Source organism: Flavobacterium aquariorum, from assembly GCF_003254745.1.
GTDB lineage: Bacteria > Bacteroidota > Bacteroidia > Flavobacteriales > Flavobacteriaceae > Flavobacterium > Flavobacterium aquariorum.
The window spans coordinates 16,764-41,360 of sequence record NZ_QKXH01000015.1 but is presented as its reverse complement, the minus strand read 5'-3'; the positions used below and the strand labels follow the sequence as shown (position 1 = coordinate 41,360).

The 24,597-nt window shown below is 34.8% G+C and carries 25 protein-coding genes and 1 tRNA gene; 18 read left to right on the top strand and 8 right to left on the bottom strand.

Features of this window, described 5'->3' with window-relative positions; genetic code table 11:
* Positions 1–7: 7 nt before the first annotated feature.
* Positions 8–85 (bottom strand) — tRNA-Val (locus tag DOS84_RS18435).
* A gap of 287 nt (positions 86–372) precedes the next feature.
* Positions 373–1,623 (bottom strand): glycosyltransferase, encoded by a 1,251-nt coding sequence (locus DOS84_RS18430; RefSeq protein ID WP_111411575.1) that lies wholly within the window; start codon positions 1,621–1,623, stop codon positions 373–375.
* 110 nt (positions 1,624–1,733) lie between these two features.
* Here DOS84_RS18430 and DOS84_RS18425 point away from each other — a divergent pair, with 110 nt between their 5' ends.
* The 5 genes from DOS84_RS18425 to DOS84_RS18405 all read left to right on the top strand — a co-directional run bounded on the left by DOS84_RS18425 (position 1,734) and on the right by DOS84_RS18405 (position 8,120).
* The gene (locus DOS84_RS18425; RefSeq protein ID WP_111411574.1) at positions 1,734–2,315 is read left to right on the top strand and encodes a MiaE family protein; all 582 of its coding nucleotides are present in this window, start codon (positions 1,734–1,736) and stop codon (positions 2,313–2,315) included.
* Positions 2,316–2,577: 262 nt separating this feature from the next.
* The gene (locus tag DOS84_RS18420) at positions 2,578–5,334 is read left to right on the top strand and encodes an AsmA family protein (RefSeq protein WP_111411573.1); all 2,757 of its coding nucleotides are present in this window, start codon (positions 2,578–2,580) and stop codon (positions 5,332–5,334) included.
* A gap of 231 nt (positions 5,335–5,565) precedes the next feature.
* A complete protein-coding gene (locus DOS84_RS18415; RefSeq protein ID WP_111411572.1) occupies positions 5,566–6,360 on the top strand; it encodes an MlaE family ABC transporter permease in 795 nt (264 codons plus the stop codon).
* Between the two features lie 2 nt (positions 6,361–6,362).
* Positions 6,363–7,139, top strand: coding sequence for an ABC transporter ATP-binding protein (locus tag DOS84_RS18410; RefSeq protein ID WP_111411571.1), 777 nt, complete (start codon positions 6,363–6,365; stop codon positions 7,137–7,139).
* Positions 7,140–7,142: 3 nt separating this feature from the next.
* Positions 7,143–8,120: an MlaD family protein gene (locus DOS84_RS18405; RefSeq protein ID WP_111411570.1), complete on the top strand. Its 978-nt coding sequence runs from the start codon at positions 7,143–7,145 to the stop codon at positions 8,118–8,120.
* A gap of 101 nt (positions 8,121–8,221) precedes the next feature.
* On the opposite strand, the gene DOS84_RS18400 is transcribed toward DOS84_RS18405, so the two are convergent.
* Entirely contained in the window at positions 8,222–9,022 is an 801-nt protein-coding gene (locus tag DOS84_RS18400; protein WP_111411569.1) for a hypothetical protein, read from the bottom strand.
* Positions 9,023–9,136: 114 nt separating this feature from the next.
* Positions 9,137–10,372: a bifunctional folylpolyglutamate synthase/dihydrofolate synthase gene (locus DOS84_RS18395; protein WP_111411568.1), complete on the bottom strand. Its 1,236-nt coding sequence runs from the start codon at positions 10,370–10,372 to the stop codon at positions 9,137–9,139.
* A gap of 151 nt (positions 10,373–10,523) precedes the next feature.
* On the opposite strand from DOS84_RS18395, the gene DOS84_RS18390 reads away from it, so the two are divergent.
* Positions 10,524–11,219, top strand: a complete 696-nt coding sequence (locus DOS84_RS18390) for a MotA/TolQ/ExbB proton channel family protein (protein WP_111411567.1) — start codon at positions 10,524–10,526, stop codon at positions 11,217–11,219.
* 3 nt (positions 11,220–11,222) lie between these two features.
* Entirely contained in the window at positions 11,223–11,618 is a 396-nt protein-coding gene (locus DOS84_RS18385) for an ExbD/TolR family protein (protein ID WP_111411566.1), read from the top strand.
* Positions 11,619–12,124: 506 nt separating this feature from the next.
* Here DOS84_RS18385 and DOS84_RS18380 read toward each other — a convergent pair.
* The 4 genes from DOS84_RS18380 to DOS84_RS18365 all read right to left on the bottom strand — a co-directional run bounded on the left by DOS84_RS18380 (position 12,125) and on the right by DOS84_RS18365 (position 16,628).
* Complete coding sequence (locus DOS84_RS18380; protein ID WP_111411565.1) at positions 12,125–13,042, bottom strand: energy transducer TonB; 918 nt, start codon at positions 13,040–13,042, stop codon at positions 12,125–12,127.
* Positions 13,043–13,216: 174 nt separating this feature from the next.
* Positions 13,217–14,443, bottom strand: a complete 1,227-nt coding sequence (locus DOS84_RS18375) for a Glu/Leu/Phe/Val dehydrogenase dimerization domain-containing protein (RefSeq protein WP_111411564.1) — start codon at positions 14,441–14,443, stop codon at positions 13,217–13,219.
* A gap of 256 nt (positions 14,444–14,699) precedes the next feature.
* On the bottom strand, positions 14,700–15,275 hold the full coding sequence (locus DOS84_RS18370) for a chalcone isomerase family protein (protein ID WP_111411563.1): 576 nt from the start codon (positions 15,273–15,275) through the stop codon (positions 14,700–14,702).
* 285 nt (positions 15,276–15,560) lie between these two features.
* Positions 15,561–16,628 carry an anhydro-N-acetylmuramic acid kinase gene (locus tag DOS84_RS18365; RefSeq protein WP_111411562.1) on the bottom strand — a complete coding sequence of 356 codons (1,068 nt, stop codon included), beginning with the start codon at positions 16,626–16,628 and terminating at the stop codon, positions 15,561–15,563.
* Between the two features lie 96 nt (positions 16,629–16,724).
* Here DOS84_RS18365 and DOS84_RS18360 point away from each other — a divergent pair, with 96 nt between their 5' ends.
* The 11 genes from DOS84_RS18360 to DOS84_RS18310 all read left to right on the top strand — a co-directional run bounded on the left by DOS84_RS18360 (position 16,725) and on the right by DOS84_RS18310 (position 24,391).
* Complete coding sequence (locus DOS84_RS18360) at positions 16,725–17,864, top strand: acyl-CoA dehydrogenase family protein (RefSeq protein WP_111411561.1); 1,140 nt, start codon at positions 16,725–16,727, stop codon at positions 17,862–17,864.
* A gap of 130 nt (positions 17,865–17,994) precedes the next feature.
* Positions 17,995–18,672: a Crp/Fnr family transcriptional regulator gene (locus tag DOS84_RS18355; RefSeq protein ID WP_111411560.1), complete on the top strand. Its 678-nt coding sequence runs from the start codon at positions 17,995–17,997 to the stop codon at positions 18,670–18,672.
* A gap of 131 nt (positions 18,673–18,803) precedes the next feature.
* On the top strand, positions 18,804–19,340 hold the full coding sequence (locus DOS84_RS18350; RefSeq protein ID WP_111411559.1) for a carboxymuconolactone decarboxylase family protein: 537 nt from the start codon (positions 18,804–18,806) through the stop codon (positions 19,338–19,340).
* A gap of 296 nt (positions 19,341–19,636) precedes the next feature.
* Positions 19,637–20,272 carry a thioredoxin family protein gene (locus DOS84_RS18345; RefSeq protein WP_111411558.1) on the top strand — a complete coding sequence of 212 codons (636 nt, stop codon included), beginning with the start codon at positions 19,637–19,639 and terminating at the stop codon, positions 20,270–20,272.
* An 18-nt stretch (positions 20,273–20,290) separates the two neighbouring features.
* Positions 20,291–20,704 (top strand): nuclear transport factor 2 family protein, encoded by a 414-nt coding sequence (locus DOS84_RS18340; protein WP_207802078.1) that lies wholly within the window; start codon positions 20,291–20,293, stop codon positions 20,702–20,704.
* A 5-nt stretch (positions 20,705–20,709) separates the two neighbouring features.
* Positions 20,710–21,339: a pyridoxamine 5'-phosphate oxidase family protein gene (locus DOS84_RS18335; RefSeq protein WP_111411556.1), complete on the top strand. Its 630-nt coding sequence runs from the start codon at positions 20,710–20,712 to the stop codon at positions 21,337–21,339.
* 22 nt (positions 21,340–21,361) lie between these two features.
* Entirely contained in the window at positions 21,362–22,243 is an 882-nt protein-coding gene (locus DOS84_RS18330; protein WP_111411555.1) for a helix-turn-helix domain-containing protein, read from the top strand.
* A 102-nt stretch (positions 22,244–22,345) separates the two neighbouring features.
* Entirely contained in the window at positions 22,346–22,807 is a 462-nt protein-coding gene (locus DOS84_RS18325; RefSeq protein ID WP_111411597.1) for a YHS domain-containing (seleno)protein, read from the top strand.
* Between the two features lie 6 nt (positions 22,808–22,813).
* Complete coding sequence (locus DOS84_RS18320; RefSeq protein WP_111411554.1) at positions 22,814–23,203, top strand: DoxX family protein; 390 nt, start codon at positions 22,814–22,816, stop codon at positions 23,201–23,203.
* Between the two features lies 1 nt (position 23,204).
* Complete coding sequence (locus DOS84_RS18315; protein ID WP_111411553.1) at positions 23,205–23,693, top strand: DinB family protein; 489 nt, start codon at positions 23,205–23,207, stop codon at positions 23,691–23,693.
* Complete coding sequence (locus DOS84_RS18310; RefSeq protein WP_111411552.1) at positions 23,681–24,391, top strand: NRDE family protein; 711 nt, start codon at positions 23,681–23,683, stop codon at positions 24,389–24,391. The genes DOS84_RS18315 and DOS84_RS18310 overlap by 13 nt, the downstream gene beginning before the upstream one ends.
* Positions 24,392–24,597: the final 206 nt, after the last annotated feature.

The following is a 24,597-nucleotide window of genomic DNA, read 5'->3' as shown; positions in this document are numbered from 1 at the left end:
AGTTTCTTGGTGGGCGATGAGGGGTTCGAACCCCCGACCCCCTCGGTGTAAACGAGGTGCTCTGAACCAGCTGAGCTAATCGCCCTATTTTATTAGGTTGCTATCATTTTGTGATTGCGAGTGCAAATATAGGCTAGTTTTTCGCTTATGCAAAACATTTCTAAAGAATTTTTACTTTTTATTTTATAAAAATATTCAGTTTGCTGGTATTTAGTGTTTTAAAAAGCTAAAAATTTGTAGTAAAAATGAGTTTAATTCTATTCAGGAGATTAAACGAGACGCAAAGATACTAAGCTGCTAAGATTCTGAGTTGGGGGAAATCACCAAAAATCCATTTAATCAGTATAATCTGTGGAGTCATTTATTCAGGGACTAATCCTTTTTGCTGTTTTTGGTTTCAATCCAACGAGACATGTATTTAGTACTGGTTAAAGTGTGGTGCTGCAACATTGCCCCAAAAAAATTATCCAAACGGTGTTGCGATAAGTTGGAACGTAAAAATTGGATTTTGAGTGCAAAATCATTTTCAAACAATTCTTTCGAATAGCGTTGATTGATAATGGCAATTCCGTTTTGTTGAGCAGCTGTCCAAAGTTTTTTGTCTTGGTATAATTGCACGGCGTTCTCCGTAAATTTATTTGCATCATCAGTTACAAATCCGTTCCAGAGCAAATTTCCCTGCATGGATTCGGCGCCTATGGTGGTCGTAATGCTTGGGGTTCCGCATTGCATGGCTTCAATCAGTTTTCCTTTAATGCCCGCGCCAAAACGTAGGGGAGCCAAAACGATTCTTGCGTTTTGCACTACTTCGTTTGCATCAATCGCACGTCCTTTGATATGGAAACCTTCTTTTGGCTGATGCAGTTGCATCACTTTTTGGGAAGGATAAGCTCCGTAAATATGAAGATTGGTACCTGGCAACTGCTTTCTTAGCAAAGGCCAAATGGTTTCTTTCAGGTATTGAACGGCATTCCAATTGGGTTCATGAAGAAAGTTGCCTATAAAAATAAAGTCAGTCCTTTCCTCAAAAGAAGGAAGTTTTTCAAAAGTTTTTTCTGAAATCGGGTCTAACAAAAAAGGCAAATAATACAGCAGTTTTTCGTCTATTTTAAAAGTCGTTTTCAGTAAATCCATTTCAAATTCAGAAATCATTAGGGACAGGTCGCATCTCAAAATACTGGCGATTTCTCTTTTGGCGACTTCTTCCTTTAAAGTGTCGGCAGTTATGAAATCGCGGTGGGTTTTGAAAGCCTTTTGTCTAGCCAATCGCAGACAATGCAAGTCTTCGGTGTCCAATATCCGTAAAGCATCAGGGCAGTTTTCGGCAACACGCCACCCAAATTGCTCTTCAATCATAAATCGGTCAAATAAAACAGCAGTAGGATTTAGTTCTTTGACAAAAGTATCAAAGCTAGAACAATTTAAGGCAATTGATTTTTTGTCCACATTCAATGAAGCCAAATCAACCATGTAATCACTGTCCATAGCCGGACTGGCAAATGTAATAGCATAGCCTTGTTGCTGAAATTGAGCAATCAACTGCAACATTCGGCCGCCTGCAGCAGAAGAATTGGGTTCAGGCCATACGAAACCAATGACTAAAAGCATTTGAATTTGGTTCATGATAATTAGAGATAATGGTGCAAAATAATACAATTTAGATGGTTAAAGCATTATTTTAAATGGAAATCAAGAGGAAAAGACTAATTTTGTAGGATTAAAAATCACTTGCTATGCTTGGCTTAAAATTAGTTACCGACCCACGTTGGGTAAATATAGTAGAAACCAATATTGAAGAAATATTGACCGATCATGCTTGGTGTGAACAAAAAGCGGCTTCAAATGCGATTAGTTTGATTACTTACAATTCAGAATTGGAAGAATTGGTAACGGAATTATTGATTATTGCCAAAGAAGAATTGGATCACCTACAATTGGTGCATAATTTAATAAAAAGCAGAGGATTGACATTGGGTAGGGAACGAAAAGATCATTATGTGAATGAGCTTTTCAAATTTATGAAAAAAGATGGTAGCCGCAAAGATGCTTTGGTAGATCGATTGTTGTTTTCGGCTATGATTGAAGCCAGAAGTTGCGAGCGTTTCAAAGTGTTGTCTGAGAATATAAAAGATCCAGAATTGGCCAAGTTTTATAGGGATCTTATGATTTCGGAAGCGGGACATTATACCACTTTTCTTGGTTTTGCCAGAAAATATGTGGACAATTTTGATGTTGATAAACGTTGGCAAGAATGGATTGAGTTTGAAACCTCGATTATTGTAAATTACGGTAAAAACGAAACCGTGCACGGATAAAATAGCCTTTGGACGATACATTTTGTACTTGTGTTCAATTATTGTTATTTTTCTTTTTTTGAATGATGGCACAAAAGAAGAATGTTAACTTTTAGCTCCGGTAGAAGTGGAAATCCTTTCTATTTTTCTTTAAAAATAGAAAGATTACAACGGATTGCTTCGCCAGTTCGGCTTTCAGCCTCGTGTGCGGGACTATGTTTCCAAAAACGCCAAATATTTTTGCTCAAAAATCAATTTATTTTTTAATTCTTACCAATCACATATGGCAGCAATCAATTATAAGTCAATCTTTATTAAGATTTTAAAATATACAGGCATTACCCTTGTGGTTTTATTGGGGCTGATGTTTATTGCCCCTTTGATTTTTTCAGATAAGATAAAAGAGCAAGTCAAAAAAACGGCCAATGAAAGATTAAATGGAGATTTGAATTATTCTGAGGGCACGCTTTCTTTTTTTAAACATTTTCCCTCATTAACCCTTACTCTTACTGATTTTAAGCTGAATGGCTCGGCTCCTTTTCAAAATGAAAAATTGATAACCGCCGATGACGTCGCTTTTGGTATCAATTTGAGCAGTCTTGTTTTTGGAAAAACCATAAAAATTGACCAAATTTTTCTTTCCCATTCATTGATAAATATAAAAGTAAACAAAAAAGGGGAGGCCAATTATAACGTGTACATTGCCGAGAAGGAAACCGCTCCGAAAGAAGAGTCGGAAACGGGAATTAAACTAGAAGAGATCGAAATTACGGACAGTAAATTGATTTATGACGATCAATCTACTAATGTTCATATTGATGCCTTTGGGGTTAATTATCTAGGAAATGGAGATTTGAGTCAAGCAATCTTTGCTTTGCATTCGAAAGCTAAAATCGAAAAGCTAAATGTCATCTATGAAAATGAACCCTACTTAATGAATAAAAAAGTGGATGGGGATTTGATTACCAAAATAAACACCAATTCGCTGTCTTTTGTTTTTGAGCAAAATGACTTGTTGATTAATAAATTATTGGTTGATTTTACTGGAAAATTCGATTTTTTAAAGGATGGCTATAATATGGATTTTAGAATAAAATCCAACAAAAGTAATTTGCATGAACTTTTTACCGCTTTCCCACCAAAATACATTACTTGGCTTAAAGACGCCGAATTAAAAGGAAGTGTGGATTTATTGCTTACCCTTAAAGGAAAGTATATTGCATCCCAAAATATAGCACCCGATTTAAGTTTGAATTTTAAATTAAAAGACGGATTTGTAAATTATAAGAAGAGTGCTTTTCCGGTTTCTAATTTCAATATGGATGTTGCTACCAAAGTGCCCTCTTTGAATCCTGAACTTTTAATGCTGGAGGCCAAAAATGTATCTTTAAATATTGAAAAAAATTATCTTAAGAGCCAATTGAAAGTGAATGGAATGTCTACCCCAGACATTGATTTAGTTTTGAAATCCCAAATCGATTTGGAGAAATTAAATAGAGCTCTTGGAATACCTGATTTAGAATTAAAAGGAATGTTAGTTGGAGATCTGAAAGCCAATGGGAAATATGATCAGATAAAGAGACTTTTTCCAAATGCGAATGGAGCTTTGAATTTAAAAAACGGATATATTAAAACTCAATATTATCCAAATCCGATAAAAGATATCAATATTGTTTCGAAAATAAACAATCAAAAGGGGACTTATGATGGTCTATCAGTAGAGTTGAAACCTGCTAGTTTTACTTTTGAAGGGGAACCTTTTTTGGTAGAAGCCGATTTGAAAAATTTTGATGATTTGAACTATGATATTAAGGCAAAAGGAACTTTGAATATCAGTAAAATTTACAAGGTGTTTTCTCAAAAAGGATTGGATGTTGATGGTTCGATAAAAGCTGATTTAGAATTGAAAGGAACTCAAAGCGATGCCGAAAAAGGGAACTATGCCAAATTGCATAACAAGGGAACTCTTGAGCTTCGAAACATAAATGTCGTTACAGAGTATTTGCCCAAATCATTATTGATTAAAGAAGGAATATTCAGATTCAATCAGGATAAAATGTCTTTTAATACCTTTTTGGCTTCCTATGGGCAATCCGATTTTAAACTGAACGGTTATTTGCAGAATGTGTTTAATTTCATTTCGTCCAAAAACGGAGTTTTAAGAGGGTCGTTTGCTTTGAATTCTAAATACATCAATGTTGATGAGTTTATGTCCAGTACATCGACAGCTCCAGTTACTACAACAACTGCTGCTCCGAATAGTATTCCACAACCTACGGCTCAAGAGACAGGAGTAATCTTGATTCCATCAAATTTGGATTTGCAATTTTATGCCACAGCGCACAAAATAAATTATCAGGGACTTATGCTGCAAGACGGCAAAGGCGCAGTGAAAATGAAAAACGGAAAAATGCTGATGCAGAATACTGGATTCAATTTAATTGGCTGTAATGTTACAATGAATGCAGCTTATCAAGGGATAACTCCCAAAAAAGCGGTCTTTGAATATGAAATAAAAGCCACCGATTTTGATATAAAAAGGGCCTACAAAGAGGTGAAAATGTTCAAAGAAATGGCCAGTGCCGCCGAAAACGCAGAGGGAATTGTCTCTTTGGATTACAAAATAAAAGGAAGACTGAATCAACAAATGATGCCTGTCTATCCTTCGTTAATAGGCGGAGGAGTACTGTCCATAAAAGATGTAAAAGTAAAAGGGATGAAAATGTTTAATGCCGTGAGTGCAACCACAGATCACGAAGCCATTAAAAATCCTGAATTGTCCAAAGTCGATATCAAAACCACAGTAAAAAATAACATTATTACTATTGAACGATTCAAATTTAAATTTGCCGGTTTCCGACCAAGAATTGAAGGAACGTCAAGTTTGGACGGTAAATTAAATATCAAAATGAGATTGGGATTGCCGCCATTAGGAATTATTGGAATTCCACTTACCGTTACAGGAACAAAGGATAATCCCAAAGTAAAAATGGGTAGAAAAGGAGACGAAATAGAGGAAACCCAAGATACGGAAGAGTAAAGTAAGACGGGATTAGCTTGTCAGCTAAAAAACGGATATAAAAAAACATTCATCATGTCTTTTTATATCCGTTTTTTGTTTCTTAAAAGTAAATTACTTGGAAAGGATTCGAATTGTGTGGCTTTTTTTGTAAATTTATAAAGGTTTCTTTATTGTTTGAATCAGTAAATAATGTGGTAATTGGATAAACAAAGAAAACAGCAAACTGGGAATTTAATGTAAAATAAAAAAATGAATAATTTAGGCACTAATAAATATTTGTTTTCAAAGGGAATAGATTCATATTTTGAGGGTGTTTATAATGGTTATCAGTTTACTCTTCGTTTTTTTAAAGAAGCTTTTAGATCCCCTTTTCATTTTCGGGAAATTATCAATCAGTGCTTTGAGATAGGATTAAAATCACTTTCGTTAATAACCCTGACAGGCTTTATCATTGGAGTCGTTTTTACCAAACAATCTCGACCCTCTTTGGAAAGTTTTGGGGCGGTGTCTTGGCTGCCTTCTTTAATGGGGATTGCTATTATTAGGGCTCTGGGACCTTTGGTGACCTCGCTAATTTGTGCCGGGAAAGTAGGCTCCAGCATCAGCGCCGAACTGGGATCCATGAAAGTGACCGAGCAAATTGATGCAATGGAAGTCTCCGCTATTAATCCTTTTAAATATCTAGTCGTAAGCAGGGTTGTGGCTACATCTATCTCAATTCCAATACTTTCATTTTATTGCAGTTTTATAGGATTGATAGGGTCGTACTATAATGTCTCGAGCGAAGAAGCAACAAGCTTGCAAGTGTTTTATCATAATGCTTTTTCAAATATTTCTTTTTTGGATATTTTTTCATCGTTTACAAAAGCCTTGGTTTACGGATTTACGATAGGAATTGTAAGTAGTTACAAAGGTTTTTTTGCAACACATGGGACTCGGGGTGTTGGAAAGGCAACCAATCAAGCAGTAATACTTTCCATATTTCTCATCTTTCTTGAAGAGTTAATAATAGTGCAAATTGTTAATTGGATTAGATATTTTTAATTATGGAAAAAGAGAAGATTCAATTTGCCAATACAGAAGATGTGGTCATAAAAATTGAGGGATTGTATAAATCTTTCGGTGAACTTGAGGTTTTGAAAGGAGTTGATTTAATGCTTCAAAAAGGTGAAAATTTAGCGGTATTGGGAAGATCAGGTTCCGGTAAATCGGTTTTAATAAAAATCTTGGCTGGTTTATTAAAGCCAGACAAAGGAAATGTGACTATGTTGGGAAAACAACTGAATCAATTAAAACCCAAACAATTGGATGAATTGCGGTTGCGTATGGGGTTTTCATTTCAAAGCAGTGCTTTGTATGATGGAATGAGTGTGTATGATAATTTGTCGTTTCCCTTGACCATGAATGTAAAACATCTTAGTAAAAAACAAGTAAATGATGCTGTAGAGGAAGCACTTGATGCGGTAGGGCTTATTGATAAAATTGAAAGTGATCCCGAAGAGCTTTCCGGCGGACAGCGAAAGAGATTGGGTATTGCCCGAACGTTAATAATGAAACCTGAAATAATGCTATATGATGAGCCCACTGCAGGTTTGGACCCTGTAACTTGTGCTGAAATTAATGCACTTATAGTTGAGGTTCAGCAGCAATACAAAACAAGTTCTATTATTATAACGCATGATCTCACTTGTGCAAAAAACACTTGTGAACGCATCGCTATGTTAATTGATGGGGCATTTTTGAAAATTGGAACATTCGATGAGGTTTTTGCAACCGACGAGGAACAGATTAAAAAATTTTTCTCCTATAATTTTACACTTTAAATCATGAATGAATCATCGAATAAACGTCCCCTGTATGTAGGTCTATTTATTTTTATAGGCATGATATTTTTATTTGGAGGTATTCTTATGGTTGGAAATCTTCACGAAACTTTCAAGAAAAAAATGCAATTGGTTTCTGTTTTTGATGAAGTAAATGGATTGCAGACAGGAGCCAATGTTTGGCTTTCAGGAGTAAAAATCGGGAAAGTAAGGAGTATTAGAATCAGTAATGACAGAAATGTTTGGGTAACTTTGGATATCGAAAACACAGCACAACAGTTTATAGTAAAAGATGCTAAAACCAAAATAGGAACTGACGGACTTATAGGAAACAAAGTCGTAATAATCTATGGAGGAACCGAGAATTCTCAATCAGTCAATGATGGTGATACTTTGCAGGTTGGGAGTACGTATTCCACCGAGAATATGATGAATACTTTGCAGAAAAATAATGAAAACCTTCTGGCGATAACTACTGATTTTAAAAAAATAAGTCATAAGTTGACAACAAATGAAGGAACTATTGGAAAATTACTGAATGACAATGTTTTGTATGACAATATAAATTCAGTGGCCTTGTCGCTTAATAACGCTTCTGCAAAAGCAGATAAATTAATTGTATCTCTTAATGAATATAGCGCAAAATTGAACAAAAAAGGATCGCTTGCTAATGATTTGGTTACCGATACGATTGTTTTTAGTTCGATTAAAAAATCGGTTTCAGAATTGGAAAAAATGACTGAAACAGCCAATGTGTTTATGGAAAATCTCAAAGAAGCCAGTGTTGATCCCAACTCGGCTATTGGGGTTTTATTGCATGATAAAGAATCAGGGGCCAGTTTGAAAAAAACAATAGAGAATTTGGAAAGCAGCTCCGAAAAATTAGATGAAGATCTAAAGGCAGCCCAAAGTAGTTTTTTGTTAAGGGGTTATTTCAAGGATAAAGATAAAGAGGCTAAAAAAGCAGCGTCTCAAAAATAAGGCTATCTCTATTAATGATAAAAGGACATTTTAATTTGTAAAACAAAAACAGTACAAATTGCACTTTATGATATTGTTAGTGCAGTTTGTACTGTTCTTTTTTATTTAGAAACTCCTGGTAAATTGTGGTAGATAAAATCCCCGTGAATCCCCGTGAAAGCTAATTTTAATTGATCAAAAAAAGCTTTGCTGTCGGCTTCTTTCGGCCAAGCAGCTTTTGCTAATTCATCTTGCTTTAGGTTTGATTTTTCTATATCGCCAAAAGAATCATAAAAGTAGGCTTCCATGAAATCCCTGCTGTCCGATCCCCAGGCGTGGCGGAAAGGATAATACCCTTTTATGTAGGGGTCTTTCAAAGTAATTTTCTCATTGTATTCCTTCATTCCTTTTCCTTTTCCGGTCATTGACATTTGAGATTTTCGGATGTAAACAATCATTGGCTCTTTTGTGGAAGGTTTGAATTCTTTTTGGCCAATCGTTTCAATGGAGGAGTAGATTTCGTCAGAGTGTTGCGGAGTATAATAGCTATTTTGTTTGTCGAAAAAAGCGGTTCTGGCTTTTTCATCGGGCCAAGCTTTTTTGGCAAGCTCATCGGAGAGGGCACCAGCTTTTTCAATATCATCCCAGGTTTTGAAAACATTTACCAAAATAACGTCAGAGCTGTTGTCAGTGTAATAATGAGTAAGAATTTCAGAACCAATTATTAAATCATTTTTGCTCGTTACTTTGTCAAAGTACTCTTGTTCCGTTGCCTTCCAGTCTTTACCGTCAGTATTTAAATTTCTGTGTAGGGTTGTCATCGTAATAAATACAGGTTTGGGGGGATCTTGAGCATGGATATTCACGCTTAGGAGGAATGTTAAAATTAACATTGCTAACGAAAAAAAAACTCTCTTTCTCATAATAAATTAAAAATTAAATGATTAATTAACAAAAAACGTATATAAAGTTAGTTAATTGTTAATCAAGTGATTATGTAATTTTAATTTATTTTTGAGAGAAAAATTAAGAATTGTTTAAACTTCTTTATTTAACGGTAATTCAGCAACTACAAAGGTACTTCCGCCAATATAGATAAAATCGTCTTTTGTAGAATTATTCTGAGCCTCGTTGAAAGCATCTGCAACAGAGTTGTATGTTTTTCCGATAAGCGAAAATTGAAATGCTTTTTCCCGTAATTGATTTGCGTCTAATCCTCTAGGAATATTTGGTTTGCAAAAGTAATAGGTCGCATCTTTGGGAAAGAGAGGCAATACTTCATCCAGTTCTTTGTCGTTAACAACTCCCAGTACAATATGCAGGTGATTAAAAGTCTCTTTTTGTATTTGATTCAGCACTATTTCAAGACCGTTTTTGTTGTGTGCCGTGTCACAAATTACTTTCGGATTTTCACCCAATTGTTGCCATCTTCCCAGTAATCCTGTGTTTTTTACAACATGAAGCAATCCTGATTTTATATTTTCCGAGCTTACTCTAAAAGTGGCTTGCTCGTTTAAAATTTTGAAGGTTTGGATAACCGTTTTTTTGTTGTGTGTTTGATAATCACCCAGTAAATCAGAAGGATAAGTTTCTGAAATTAAATCGGAAGCAAAATAGATTTTAGATTTAGTAGCTTCGGCTTTCGCCAAGAATACAGGCTTGGTTTCAGGAGTATATTCGCCGACAACAACAGGAATTCCTGGTTTAATAATTCCCGCTTTTTCAGTTGCAATAGATTCTAAAGTGTTGCCCAAAAACTGAACGTGATCAATCCCGATATTGGTAATTACAGAAATAAGTGGCGTGATAATGTTTGTGGCATCGAGTCTTCCGCCCAATCCCACTTCGATAATAGCGATGTCCACTTTTTCTTTGGCAAAATAATCAAAGGCTAATCCAACAGACATTTCAAAGAAACTCATATCATTGGCCTCAAAAAAGGATTTATGCTGATCGATGAATTCACAAACAAATGCTTCAGAGATTTCAGTGCCGTTAATCTTGATGCGTTCCCGAAAATCTTTTAAGTGGGGCGAAGTGTACAAACCCACTCTGTACCCCGCTTCCTGAAGGATGGAAGCAAGCATATGCGAAGTAGATCCTTTGCCATTCGTACCAGCCACGTGTATGCATTTTATCTTTTGTTGAGGATTATCAAGATGATCCGCAAGTAAATTAACATTGGTCAAGTCCTTTTTATAAGCCGAAGCCCCTTGCAATTGATACATTGGAAGCTGATTAAACATCCAGTTTGTGGTTTCTTGATAGTTCATTTATTTTTGATAAAATAGTTGAAGATTGAAATAATTTTCGCTTTTTTTAGTTTAATATTACAGTGAAAATAGATCAGTTATTGTTTTTTAGTTTCTTACTGCAAAATTGAAATATTTTTTAGAATTAATGATTATAAACCCAGAATAATATATGTTTAGTTTTATACAATTACAAGCTGATACTCTTGCCAACGCTGCGTCTAATGTTGTTATCGAAAAAATAGCACCCAATACCGAAATCTCCGTTTTAGGTTTTATCCTAAAGGGAGGATTTTTTTTAATCCCTATAGCAATCTTATTATTTTACACTTTTTATGTAATTATAGAACGGTATTTGTACATCAATAAAGTATCCAAAGTCGATCCGCTCTTGATGCGTGATGTGCGTGATCACTTGACTGCAGGAAATTTTGATCTGGCGCGTTCCATCACCGAGCGAACAAATACAGCATCAGGAAATGTCATAAAAGAAGGAATTTTATTAATTGGGCGTCCCATTGCGGAGATTGAGTCAAACATGGATCGTGCCGCCGATATTGAAATTGCCGAAATGGAACAACATCTAGGTCAATTGGGATTGATAGCTGGTATTGCGCCAACTTTAGGTTTTATCGGAACGATTTCGGGGGTAATCAAGATTTTTTATAGCATCTCGGTGACCGAAAATATTAGTATAGGGAATATCTCGGGGGGGTTATATGAAAAAATGATCAGCAGTGGTTCTGGATTAATTGTCGGTATTATTGCCTACAGTGCTTATCACTTACTGAATGGAAAGATTGACAATTATGCTTTGAAAGTACAAAAGCAAATATTGGAATTTGTGAATATTATTCAAAAAGCATAAGTTATGTCTATCAAAAGAAAAAGAAGATTTCACGCCGAAGTCGCCACTTCGTCCTTGAGTGATATTATGTTTTTTTTGTTGCTGTTTTTTCTTATAATCTCTACTTTGGCCAATCCGAATGTGATCAAAATGACACTGCCAAAGTCAAAAACCAATGAAAAAACCAACAAACAATACATCAGTTTATCCGTCACTGAGGACAAAAAATTCTATATAGACAAGCAACCTGTTGCTTTCGAAGAGCTTGAAACCACGTTGATGTCTAAAATAAATACTCAAAAAGATCAAACAGTTATCGTTCGAATTCCGTTCAATTTGCAAGTGCAGGATTTGGTCGATGTATTGCAAATAGGAGTGAAGAACAATTTAAAGTTTGTTATAGCCACAAGTCCGAAATAAAATTTCAGAAGTTAGTTGGGCGTGACCACAATAAAAAATGGGGCTACTTTAGATTATCTAGAGCCGCCCCATTTTTTATTGCGGTCGGGCTATCCATGCTACTTCGGTAGCTTATTCCTATCCCTCACGCAGTTTACCGAACCACGAGATATTTCGGATTATTAATTGAACTTTTTTGATGTTGATTGTAGAGTTTCGTTTGTTTTCTATTATCAATAGGTGTTTTTTCATGCAGCTTTACCACACTATTGTCATTCCTACTTCGTCGGAATGACAAGTTTGAGAATAATTGGGGTGCAAAAAAAGTATCGCAATGACGAGCGTACTTAATTATAGAATGCTACTAAGGGAAATATCTCCTAAAAAACTAAACCAGTAAACCAGCCCCGATGGAAGTGGCATCTCCCGATTTAGAAAAACAAGGCTTTTTTGCCGTAGTTTTTGTTAATCGGGAATATAACGTACAGCGGGACAACTGTTGAGGAGAAAACGAAAAAGTCCTGCTCCTAATTCAAATTGAAGTTGTAAATAATCTTGCCGACTTGTTTTTCGGGAGCGTCACTGCTGGCATCCCACTTGGTGTTCATGGCGGCAATTCGGGCTTGATCCAATAAGCATTTTGCGGTGTTGGTCGTGCCTTTTATACCCGCAACGGCGTTGATGGTGCTTCCGTTTCGATCCACAGAAACTTCGACAACTACTTTACCAGATTCGTTGCAAGTGTATTTGGGAGCGGGTTTGGAGAGTGCTTTTCTGTTCCCAAGCAAATAGCCTGAACCACCTCCAGTGCCTCCGCCAGAGCCACCACCGCTACCAGGGCCGTAACCGCTGCCATTGCCAATGCCGTTTCCAGTTCCATTTCCTCCGCCGGTACCACCACCAGAACCGCCTGTGCCGTAATAGCCGGTCGCGGCCAAACTTCCATTGGATTTTCCTTTGTTGCCTGCAGTTTTGTCATCGCCGTCACCGCCTTTGTTGGAGCCTTTTAGAATGCTGGCCAAGGCGTCATTGGTAGAATTCGAAACTTTTGGTTTAACAACTTCGGGCTTGATTTCGGGTTTGACAATCACTTCCGATTTTTTAGGTTTCTCTTTTTGCGGAATAACCACACTTTCTTCGGTTGTGTTTTCTTGAGATAAAATGGCTTCATCGGGAGTGCTTTTGGCAGGAGTTTGCTTGGCTTGGTTTTGTACATTCAAAACCTCGCTTTTTGTATTTTTTCCATATCCCAAATCACTGTCGCCAAAGTTTAAGGTAACACCTCCACCTCCACCACCACCTCCGCCATGAGCAAGTGCTACATTGTTTTCAGGATTATATGGTGGCCAAAAACGGATGAAAAATAACAGTAGCAATAAGGATGCGTAAATGAGTATAGATAAGACTAATGATTTCTTTTGATCGTTGGAAAGGGTAGAACTCATTGTGGAAATTGAATTAAAAAAGTGTACTTGTAAAAACGTTGAAAAGTACTAAAAATTGTCAAGAATAAAAAACGGCAGGAGTGTTAAACCCAGAATAGGCAATAAAAAAACACGGATCAAACAGTTTTAAAGCCGTTCAATCCGTGTTGGTGATTTTGAATGAATTGTATTTTGTTATGTCAATTGCTTTAAGGCAATCTCAAATGCCGTTGCACTGATGTTTGTTTTAGAGTTGTTCAAATCATGTGCTTTTTGAATGGCTTTTTTAATTGTTTCGGAGGTATCTGTAAAAATGGCTTCGTCAGTCATTTGTACTTTTTTCTCCATAAAATAAGCAAAAACTCTTGCCATTCCGCAATTCGAAATAAAATCAGGAATTAAGCTCACTTTATGATCCACTTCTTCCATAATTGAACCAAAGAAAATTTCCTTATCGGCAAATGGTACATTCGCTCCACAGGAGATTACTTCCAGTCCATTGGCAATTAAACTGTCAATTTGACTTTGAGTAACCAATCTTGAGGCGGCACAAGGAGTGAAAATTTCGGCACCAATTGTCCATATTTTTTGATTGATTTCCTCAAAAGGAATCATGTTATCGGCTACCAATTTGTTTCCGTCTTTGGCAAGAAATAATGATTTTATTTCTTCAAAAGTAAAACCTTCTTCGTTGATTAATCCACCGTCTCTGTCAATAATACCAATAATTTTGGCTCCCATTTCGGCTAAATAAAAGGCTGCGGCCGATCCTACATTTCCAAAACCTTGTACAATGGCTTTCTTTCCTTTTACAGAACCACCATAAATATCGTAGAAATGACGTACCGCTTCGGCGACGCCATAACCGGTAATCATATCGGCAATGGTATATTTTCGGGTTACGTCTGGTGAGAATCTTGGGTTTTCGATTACTTTAATCACCCCTTGACGTAATTGCCCAATTCTATTGATTTTATCAGCTTCCGTAGGTTTGAAGTGTCCGTTAAAAACACCTTCTTGTGGATGCCAAACACCACATTCTTCAGTCATTGGAATTACTTCGTGAATTTCATCTACATTTAAATCTCCACCTGTTCCATAATAACTTTTTAATAATGGGGAAACCGCTTTGTACCAACGTTGCAAAACGCCTTTTTTGCGGGGATCGTTCGGGTCAAAATTGATTCCAGATTTAGCACCACCAATCGCTGGTCCAGAAACCGAAAATTTCACTTCCATGGTTTTTGCCAATGACAAAACCTCATTCATATCCAGTCCTTTTCTCATACGTGTTCCACCACCTGCAGCACCACCGCGAAGAGAATTAATTACCGTCCAGCCTTCAGCTTCTGTTTCAGAGTCTTTCCAGTTGAAAATGATTTCAGGGGCTTTATTTTCGAATTTCTTTAATAAATCTTTCATATTGTTGTGATATATTTATTTTTGACAAATATATAAAAGGTTTTATGAGAAATATGTATTTGGTATAAAATTTTTTGCCTTTGAATATTACCAATAAAAAAAGTGCTTTTATATCCTTTAGAGGTATAAAAGCACTTTTTTTTTAATTTTTTTAAGAAGAATGAGCACGCTTTTATTGGTATTGGCAACCAATATTAAGTCATGCTCATTTATAAATGTGGTATTTATTTTTTTTGAAACGGTAAATTAAGGATTATTAGATTCCTAATAAACTATTTTTTAATTCTTCATCTACCGGATTGTCACCTAGCCAAATACCGAAAAATACTTTTTTGAATTCAAAACCTTCAACTTTTCCTTTAAATTCACGATTTTTTATCACCCAAACAGATTTGTCTACCGGATTATACGTTAGTTCAAATACGTCACCCTTAGTGATTTCATCAGATAAAAAACTTTTTAATAATTCCATTTTAGGTTTCAATGTATTGAAGTTGTCGCCAGCTGACTTTTCGAATCCAGCATTCATTGCTCGAGTCAATTTTCCAGATGAAACCAGCGCAGAAGTAATCTCGATACGAATGGACATCTCTAAATTATCATTAATGATTTCTTTCGGATTTTGGGATAATTGACTTAAATACAAAGCTTGAATATATACTTCGACCCACATTTTTGATCTGGATCCTGCACCATTCAGTTGCAATGTTTTGTTTTCAAATGCCATTGTTCTAGGAATAGTTACCCCTTCAAATACGATTTGTTTTTGTGCATTTACCTCAGAAAACAAGGCAGAAATAACTAATGTTATTATCAATAATATTTTTTTCACAATTAATACAATTTATAATTTCGAGCAAAAATAATGCTAAATTGTCACAAAATTAATGTCTAAGTGGCTTTATTTTGCTAAATGCACATATTATTACGTTGTAGCTAATTAATTCTTGTAAAAACGCAATGTTCTAGTAAATAATCACTTACATTAAAAATGGAAAAATGTCTTAAATTGATTCGATTGGGGCTCTTTTTTAGTTTCTTTAAAATGCAAAGACTTGTAACTTTATGGTGGGGTCAATAAAGGTGAAAATATTTTATAAAAGACTTAAGCATTTTTTTAGTAGTTGTAAATTATTCCTGAACTGTGGTCGTATTTTGCGCCAGTTACGCTCTGAAGAGCATTAACTTCTTCTCGCATTTTTAAAACACCTAATAAAGCAAATATTAAAGCTTCTTTGAATTCCAGAATTTTTTTTGACGGAATAATTACATTCATTTCCGGTAAATGAAATTGAATTCTTTCGATTAGAAAGTCATTGTAAGCACCACCTCCTGTAGTTAGCATGCTGCCTTTTTTCTTTGGCAAAGCTAATGCTATTTGAATGGCTATATGTTCGGTATATGTGTTTAGTTTGTCTTCAATGGATATTGGATAACAATCTATTAATGGTAAAATAATTTCTTTTACAAATTCAAAACCCAATGATTTTGGGTGTTTTTTTTGATAGAAATCTAAGGTATTTAATTCATTGAGTAAATTGACGTTGCAATTGCCTGTTCTCGAAATTTGCCCTTTGTTATCATAGTCCAGTCCCAATTGATTGGCATAAAAATTAAGAACTGTATTTACGGCTGAAATGTCAAAAGCAATTCGGGTGTTGTTTTCTTCAAAAGATACATTTGAAAAACCACCAAGATTCATGCAATAATCATATTCGGAAAATAGGATTCGATCGCCGATAGGTACCAACGGAGCTCCTTGGCCTCCCAATTGAACATCTTGAACTCTAAAATCGCAAACTACTTTTTGTTGTGTCAGTTTTGCAATTTCAGGTAAATTTCCAATTTGTAGTGTAAAACCATTTTGAGGTTGATGTAAGATGGTGTGTCCATGCGAACAAACAGCATCTAAATTTTTAAGGGCATGTTTTTTTATAAAATTAGTAATGATGGATGCCAACAATTGAGTGTAGTTTTTGTTTAATTCCAATAGTTGGTATTCACTATAATCAACAGCTGTTTTTAAGACAGAAATCCAATTTGAATTGTAAGAAATAGTTTCGCATTCAAGAATTTTGAATGTCCATTTGCTGTCTTTTATTTGGAATTGAATATGAGCCAAATCGACTCCATCTAGCGAAGTTCCTGACATCACTCCGATAACGTTATAGTAATCTTTTTTCATAGGCCAAATTTACGATTCAAAATTGAAAATTTCATAATTAAAAAGTACCTTTGAGCACATTTTTAAAACAAAAACCAATTTTTATTTTACATTATTATGGATTTTAATCTAACCGAAGAACAATTAATGATACAGCAAGCAGCGCGAGATTTTGCTCAAACTGAATTGTTGGAAGGAGTAATAGAAAGAGACGAGCATTCTAAATTTCCTACAGAACAGGTCAAAAAAATGGCTGAACTTGGGTTTCTGGGAATGATGGTTGATCCCAAATATGGTGGTTCTGGTCTGGATAGCGTTTCTTATGTTCTGGCTATTACCGAAATTGCTAAAATTGATGCTTCGGCAGCTGTTATTATGTCCGTGAATAATTCTTTGGTTTGTGCAGGATTAGAAAAATACTGTAATGAAGAACAAAAGATGAAATATTTGGTTCCACTTGCCAAAGGAGAGGTGATTGGTGCATTTTGTTTATCTGAGCCAGAAGCAGGTTCGGATGCGACTTCTCAAAAAACGACTGCGATTGACAAAGGAGATCATTACTTATTGAATGGAACCAAAAATTGGATTACAAATGGTGCTTCTGCTTCAACATATATTGTGATTGCTCAAACGGATATTGAAAAAGGACACAAAGGAATCAATGCTTTTATTGTTGAAAAAGGTTGGGCTGGATTTGATATTGGTCCAAAAGAAAAGAAAATGGGTATTCGTGGTTCTGACACTCATTCCTTAATGTTTAATGATGTGAAAGTACCAAAGGAAAATAGAATTGGAGCCGATGGTTTTGGGTTTAATTTTGCCATGTCAGTTTTAAACGGTGGACGTATCGGTATTGCTTCACAAGCTTTGGGAATTGCAACAGGTGCTTACGAATTGGCTTTGAAATATTCTCAGGAACGTAAAGCTTTTGGAAAAGAAATTTTCAAACATCAAGCGATAGCTTTCAAATTGGCTGATATGGCAACACAAATTTCGGCAGCGAGATTGTTGTGTTTTAATGCAGCTTATCAAAAAGATCAAGGAATGGATATTTCTCAGTCTGGAGCAATGGCCAAATTATTTGCTTCCCAAACCGCTATGGACACTACTATCGAAGCCGTACAAATTCACGGCGGAAACGGTTATGTTGCCGAGTATCACGTAGAGCGTATGATGCGTGATGCCAAAATCACCCAAATTTATGAAGGTACTTCAGAAATTCAGCGTATTGTAATTTCAAGAACCTTAATCGCATAATATATTTTTTTATTCAATATATAAATCCAAACTTGAATTTCGAGTTTGGATTTTTTATTTAATAGATGTATTTTTTTGAACAAGACTTTGTTTATTTTTACATGAATTGGCAACACACTTATAAATTGTTATGTACGACGAATTAAAATATTGGTATCTTCGGAATCATAAATTGTTTTGGACATTGAGTATGTCACAAATCAAGCAATTGTGTATCATTACAGGTTTTAAAAAAGCCAAAAAAGGAGATATAATCTATTTTTCTTCCTCAGATGTACCTAGAGTATTTTTACTCAAAAAAGGAAGTATCAAAATTGTTGCTGTCGATGAAGACGGAAATGAAACTATCAAAGACATTATTCAAAAAGGAGATTTGTTTGGTGAATTGACCTTGGAAAACGATGTGAATTCCAATGAATATGCGAAAGCATTGACGGATGAAATCATTATCTGCAGTTTCTTATTATCCGATTTTGAAAATCTATTGCTTCAAAATCCTAGTTTGGCGTTGTCTTATACTAAGTTTGTAGGATTGAAAATGAAACGAATTAAAAACAGTTATACTAATTTAATTTCGAAGGATGCCAAAACTCGGTTGTATCAATTCCTAAAAGATTGGGCCGAAAGAGAAGGTAAACGCACCGAAAATAGAGTTGTTCTTGAAAATTATTTAACTCAGAATGATATAGCTCAAATTATTTGTACATCCAGACAAACAGCCACTCAATTGCTAAATGAAATGGAAACTAATGGATTGTTGCATTATAATCGTAAAGAAATTATTATTGTAGACATTACTAAATTATAGTTTTTCTAACTTTTTCTTTTGAGGAAGGAAAATTGTCCATCACCTTGCGTTTATTGTCCATTTTATAAATTTTAAAGCTGTCGCATCTTTGTAATGTCAATAAAGACAAGCAATTTAAAAAAATAAATAAAATGACAACTACAACATTTAAAGTTCCAACAAGATCAGAAGTTTCAGAAAACAATCAACTAATTTTTGATAATTTGCAAAAAGCATTAGGATTTGTTCCAAATTTATATGCTACTATAGCATATTCAAAAAATGGGTTGGAAAAATTTTTAGCCTATCAAAATGCCAAAACTTCTTTATCCAATAAAGAAAAAGAAGCAGTAAATTTAATCGTAAGTCAAGTTAACAACTGTACGTATTGCCAAAGTGCCCATACTGTTATTGGGAAAATGAATGGTTTTACTGATGAGCAATTGTTAGATATTCGAAGAGGAAAAGCTACTGATGCCAAATTGAATGCACTGGTTCAGCTTGCTGCCGAAATTGCGCAGACTAAAGGAAACGCTAATTCTGATTTAGTTGATTCGTTTTTTGCCCAAGGTTATAATAATGAGAATTTAGTTGATTTGATACTCCTAATAAGCGACAAAACTGCGATGAACTTTTTGCACAATTTGACACAAGTGCCAGTTGATTTTCCTTTGGCACCAGCTTTATAATTGTAATTCGTGTTCATAAAGGTTAGATTAAGATGATAAAGAAACATTAATCAAAAAGCCCCAAAAAAACAAATTTTGGGGCTTTTGTGTGTTTTAATTATTGGTAGAATTTAACTCTACCGACATTAAATTGAGATAGTAGCATTAAAATGGTAATTTTACTGAATTAGAAATTCGTTCCCTCTAATCGTGACAATTCTATTTACAGGGAAAATTGTCCATCATCTTACGTTTTTTATCCATTTTATTTTTGAGTTTCATATCGCAACTTTGTACCGAATTAAAACAATACAACTATGACAACGGAAAATAATCTTAGCTCCATTACAAATTTAGAATACAAAGCCTACTTTCAAAAAGGAATAAATTACTATGAATACAAGGAACACATGGCAGATGATTTGGCTGCTAATTCTGATGTCAAAATAAAAGAATACATTAGCTTGAATCAGCATCGTATGCATCGTGTGGAAAAAACATATGTTGTTTCAAATAAATTAATGAAAGAAGTACAACTTTTAAAAAACAAAACCTATTGGTTGGTTTTAACTGAACATTGGTGTGGTGATGCTTCGCAGATATTACCAGCATTGCATAAAATAGAGGCAGAGAGCGAAGGGAAAATTGTAATGAAATTAGTTTATAGAGATCAGAATTTGGAATTAATGGATCAGTATTTAACCAATAACGGTCGGTCAATTCCAAAATTAATTCAATTGGATTCTAATTATAATGTAACTGGTATTTGGGGGCCAAGACCGGAATTTGCGCAAAATTTAGTTAAAGTGTTAAAGTCCGATCCAACAACGGCAGACACCTACGCAAATCAGCTTCATTTGTGGTATGCAAAAGACAGACAAAAATCTTTAGAAATTGAAATCTCGGAACTTTTAGCGCAATCTGCATTATTGCAAATAGGCGCTTTATCTTAATTTAAAATTTTAATTATCATGGAACAAAGACATCCACTTCCTCCATTTAATATGGAAACTGCTTTACAAAAAGTACAATTGGCCGAAGATGCCTGGAATAGTAAAGATCCAGAACGCGTTGCTTTGGCTTATACTGTTGATACGGAATGGCGCAATAGAACAGACTTTATTAATGGTCGTGAAGCAGTAAAAGAATTCTTAAAGGGCAAATGGGAAAAAGAACTCGATTATAAACTCAAAAAAGAGTTATGGGGTTTTCGCGAAAATCGAATGGCAGTTCGTTTTGAATATGAATACCGGAATGAGGCAGGACAATGGTTTCGTGCTTACGGAAATGAAAACTGGGAGTTTGATGAAAATGGTTTGATGCGCAAACGGTTCGCCAGTATAAATGATATGCCTATAGAAGAAAAAGACAGAAAATTTAAATAATTGTCATGGCTAAAAATTTTGCAGAAATAGCCTTTTCAGATGCTGTTAAAGCGCTACAAGAAGTGCACGGTAGTAGGAAAGCGTATGAACGAATGGAAAAGTTCAATGTCGTCGAAGGCTTGTCCGAAAATGAAATAAGTTTTATAAGCAACCGGGATAGTTTCTATTTGGCATCCATTGGAGAAAAAAACTTTCCTTACATCCAGCATCGAGGCGGGCCCAAAGGTTTTGTAAAAATCTTAGATAAAAACACAATTGGTTTTATCGATTTTTCAGGAAACAAACAGTACGTGTCGGTTGGGAATTTTGCGACCAACAATAATGTGGCATTAATTATGATGGATTATACTGTAAGGGCCAGACTGAAAATTTTTGCAAAAGCCGAAATTATTGAACTGAAAGATAATCCGGAGTTATTGACCAAACTCGATTTAGGTGACTATAAGTTTCATCCAGAGCGAATGATGCTTTTTCATATTGAAGCTTTTGACTGGAATTGTCCCCAGCACATCACACAACGTTTTACTGTGGAAGAAATACAAATAGCTTTTGAACCGCAGCTTCAATACATCTCAAAATTAGAAAAAGAAGTAGAAAATCTGAAAAACCAATTAAAAGATTCCCGTTTGAATTAAATTTGTTTATAAAATAAATAGTATGATAGATCAATCCACGTTTACTTTAGTCAATCCACAAAATGGTAATTTGGCTTTCAAACTTTTTTCTTTTGAAAGCATTTCTTGTTTTGATCATATTCAGCGGTTGAATTATTATTCATTAATTTGGATTCAAAGAGGAAAAGGCAAAGTAAAAGTAGATTTTTCTGAATATGATTTTTTAGAAAATCAATTATTGGCTTTTGCGCCCTATCAGCCTTTTATGTTATCCTCTGATGTTGCTATAGAAGGGAAAGTCATTCATTTTCATCCCGATTTTTTCTGTATAATGAAACACCATGATGAAGTAGCTTGTAATGGGGTCTTGTTCAATAATATTTATGAACCACCGTACGTGTTGATTGATGGAGCGGCTAAAGCTACATTCAATATGGTTTTGGAACAAATGAAGATTGAAATGCAGAATCCAGCATTGGCACAATATGAATTATTAATATCCTATTTGAAAATCTTTCTGATTACCGCCTCTCGATTAAAAAAAGAACAGCAACCAAAAGAATTTGTTCCAATAGAAGAAAATACGGCACCATTTATTCTTCAAAACTTAAAAAATTTCATTGAGCAAAATTTCAAAACCAAACATTCTCCCAGTGATTATGCTGACTTGCTTAATATTTCTCCAAAAGCTTTAGCCAAAATCACCAAAAATCACTTCAATAAAACGTTGACCAATTTAATTGCAGAACGCATTATCATCGAAGCCAAAAGGGAATTGTATTTAACAAATAAACCGGTAAAAGAAATTGCGCATGAACTGGGGTATGACGACGAGCATTATTTTAGTCGTTTCTTTAAAATCAATGCCGAAGTTTCTCCTCAGATGTATCGTGATACCGTTGGTTTTGCCAAGGCAGTAAGTTGATTTAGAGAAATTTTGCCTCCAATGTAAGATACCTGACATTTTACCTTTTTTTAGTGCTTTACATTTGTAATATCAAAATCGATAAACAAAAAAATGGTTATTATGAAAAGAGTAATAGTACTGCTGTTGATTTTCGTTGCAACTTCGGAATCATTTGCACAAAATGCGAGCAAAAAACTATCCGAATATAATTTGGAAAAAAGAGTTGCCATTCAAGGTTACGATCCTGTTTCTTATTTTAAACAAAATAAAGCTGTAAAAGGAAAAAAGGAAATTTTGTATTCATTCGATGGAGTAATTTATCAATTTTCTTCAACCGCAAATAAAGAAATTTTCTCCAAAAGTCCAGTTTCCTTCGAACCGCAATACGGTGGTTGGTGTGCCTATGCTATGGGTAGTTCTGGAGAAAAAGTTGAAATTAATCCAGAAACATTCAAAATCATTGAAGGCAAATTGTATCTGTTTTATAATGCCTATTTCAACAATACCTTAAAAAGTTGGAATAAAGACGAAGCCAGTTTGAAGGTAAAAGCTGATACTAATTGGAAGAAATTTATAAAATAAGAAATTATGAAAACATCAGTTGTACAATGGTTATTTCGGCTAACTGCTGCAATCATTTTATTGCAAACGTTGTATTTTAAATTCACTGCTGCCGAAGAAAGTGTTTATATTTTCTCGACCTTAGGAATGGAACCCTATGGAAGAATTGGGTCGGGAATAGTCGAGTTAATCGCAGCCGTTTTGATTCTGATTCCGAGAACAACTTGGTTAGGTGCATTAATGGGAGCAGGAGTAATGCTTGGCGCTATCTTTTCACATCTTTTTGTATTGGGAATCAAGGTGAAAAATGATGGAGGCGAGTTGTTTATTTTAGCAATAATTACCTTTCTTTGTTGCATTGCTTTGATTTATTGGAACAAAAGTAAAATAATCAACCTTTTAAAATTGAAACTATAATATGCTAATTCCGTCCATAAATAATAGTCTAGACGAATTGATTGGATTGCTTAGTCAATTGTCAGAAGAGGAATATTCAGAACCTTGTTTTGAATTGAGTGGCTCTAGTATTGGGGAACATACGCGACATATCGTTGAAATGTTTCAATGTTTGAATCGAAATTATGATTCAGGAATTGTTAATTATGATAAAAGAGAGCGAAATGTTTTGATTGAAACCAATACAGATTTTGCAATTCAAATGATTTTGGATGTTAAAAACGGCATTTCAAAGGATAATAAAAATATCGAATTGCAACAAATAATTGATGGTAATGTTGTCCATATTCAAAGCAATTATTACCGAGAATTGTTATATAATCTGGAACATTGCATTCATCACCAAGCTTTAATTAAAGTGGCAATTTTGAAATGTGAAAACATAGCCGTTGATGATAATTTTGGAGTGGCTCGTTCTACAATTGAATATAGAAAACAATGTGCACAGTAAGTTTTGTTCATACCAATGATACAATTATCATTACCTCCAATCGAGATGAAAAAATAATTCGGCCAAGTGCTATTCCACCAAAGAATTACACGTTGAACGGAAAAAATATTATTTTTCCAAAAGACTCCAAAGCTGGTGGAACTTGGTTTGTGGTGGATGAAAACGGAACGGTTTTGGTTTTGTTAAACGGAGCCGACGAAAAACACCAAGTGCAATTGTCTTATCGAAAAAGCCGAGGTCAAATTGTTCTCGAAATGATAAGTAGCGCTTCGCCAAAGGATTTTTGGAGTGAAATTGATTTAGAAAACATCGAGCCTTTTACCTTAGTTTTGTTTCAGGATAAGCAGCTTTTTCAATTGCGTTGGAATGGAGTCGAAAAATCAACCATCGCTTTAGAGACGGATAAAAATTATGTTTGGTCTTCTTCAACCCTATATTCCAAAGTGATTCGGGAACGGAGAGCTAATTGGTTTTACACTTTTTTAGATGCCAATCCTGAAATTACTGAAGAAAAAATGCTCTATTTTCATCGTTATACAGAGGTTGATAATAACAACCACGGTTTAGTGATTAACAGAAACGATGAGTTGAAAACCTTAAGTATCACCCAATCCGTTATTGAGAAAAACAAAGTAATGATTCGTCATTTGGACTTGATTGCCGATAAAGAGTATTCAAAAACATTTATTTCCATTTAATAGCTTTGTCAAAGTTTAAAACTTTCACAAAACCCATAAAACAAATACAAAATTGAAATTATTCATCCATAAATTGACCCATTGGGAATACTGGCCCTTTCAAATGGTTTATATACCGATATATTTTTTATGGGCATATTATTCAATTAAAGCAAAATCCATTTTTTTCTTTAATGCGTCCAATCCGACCATCAAAAATGGCGGTT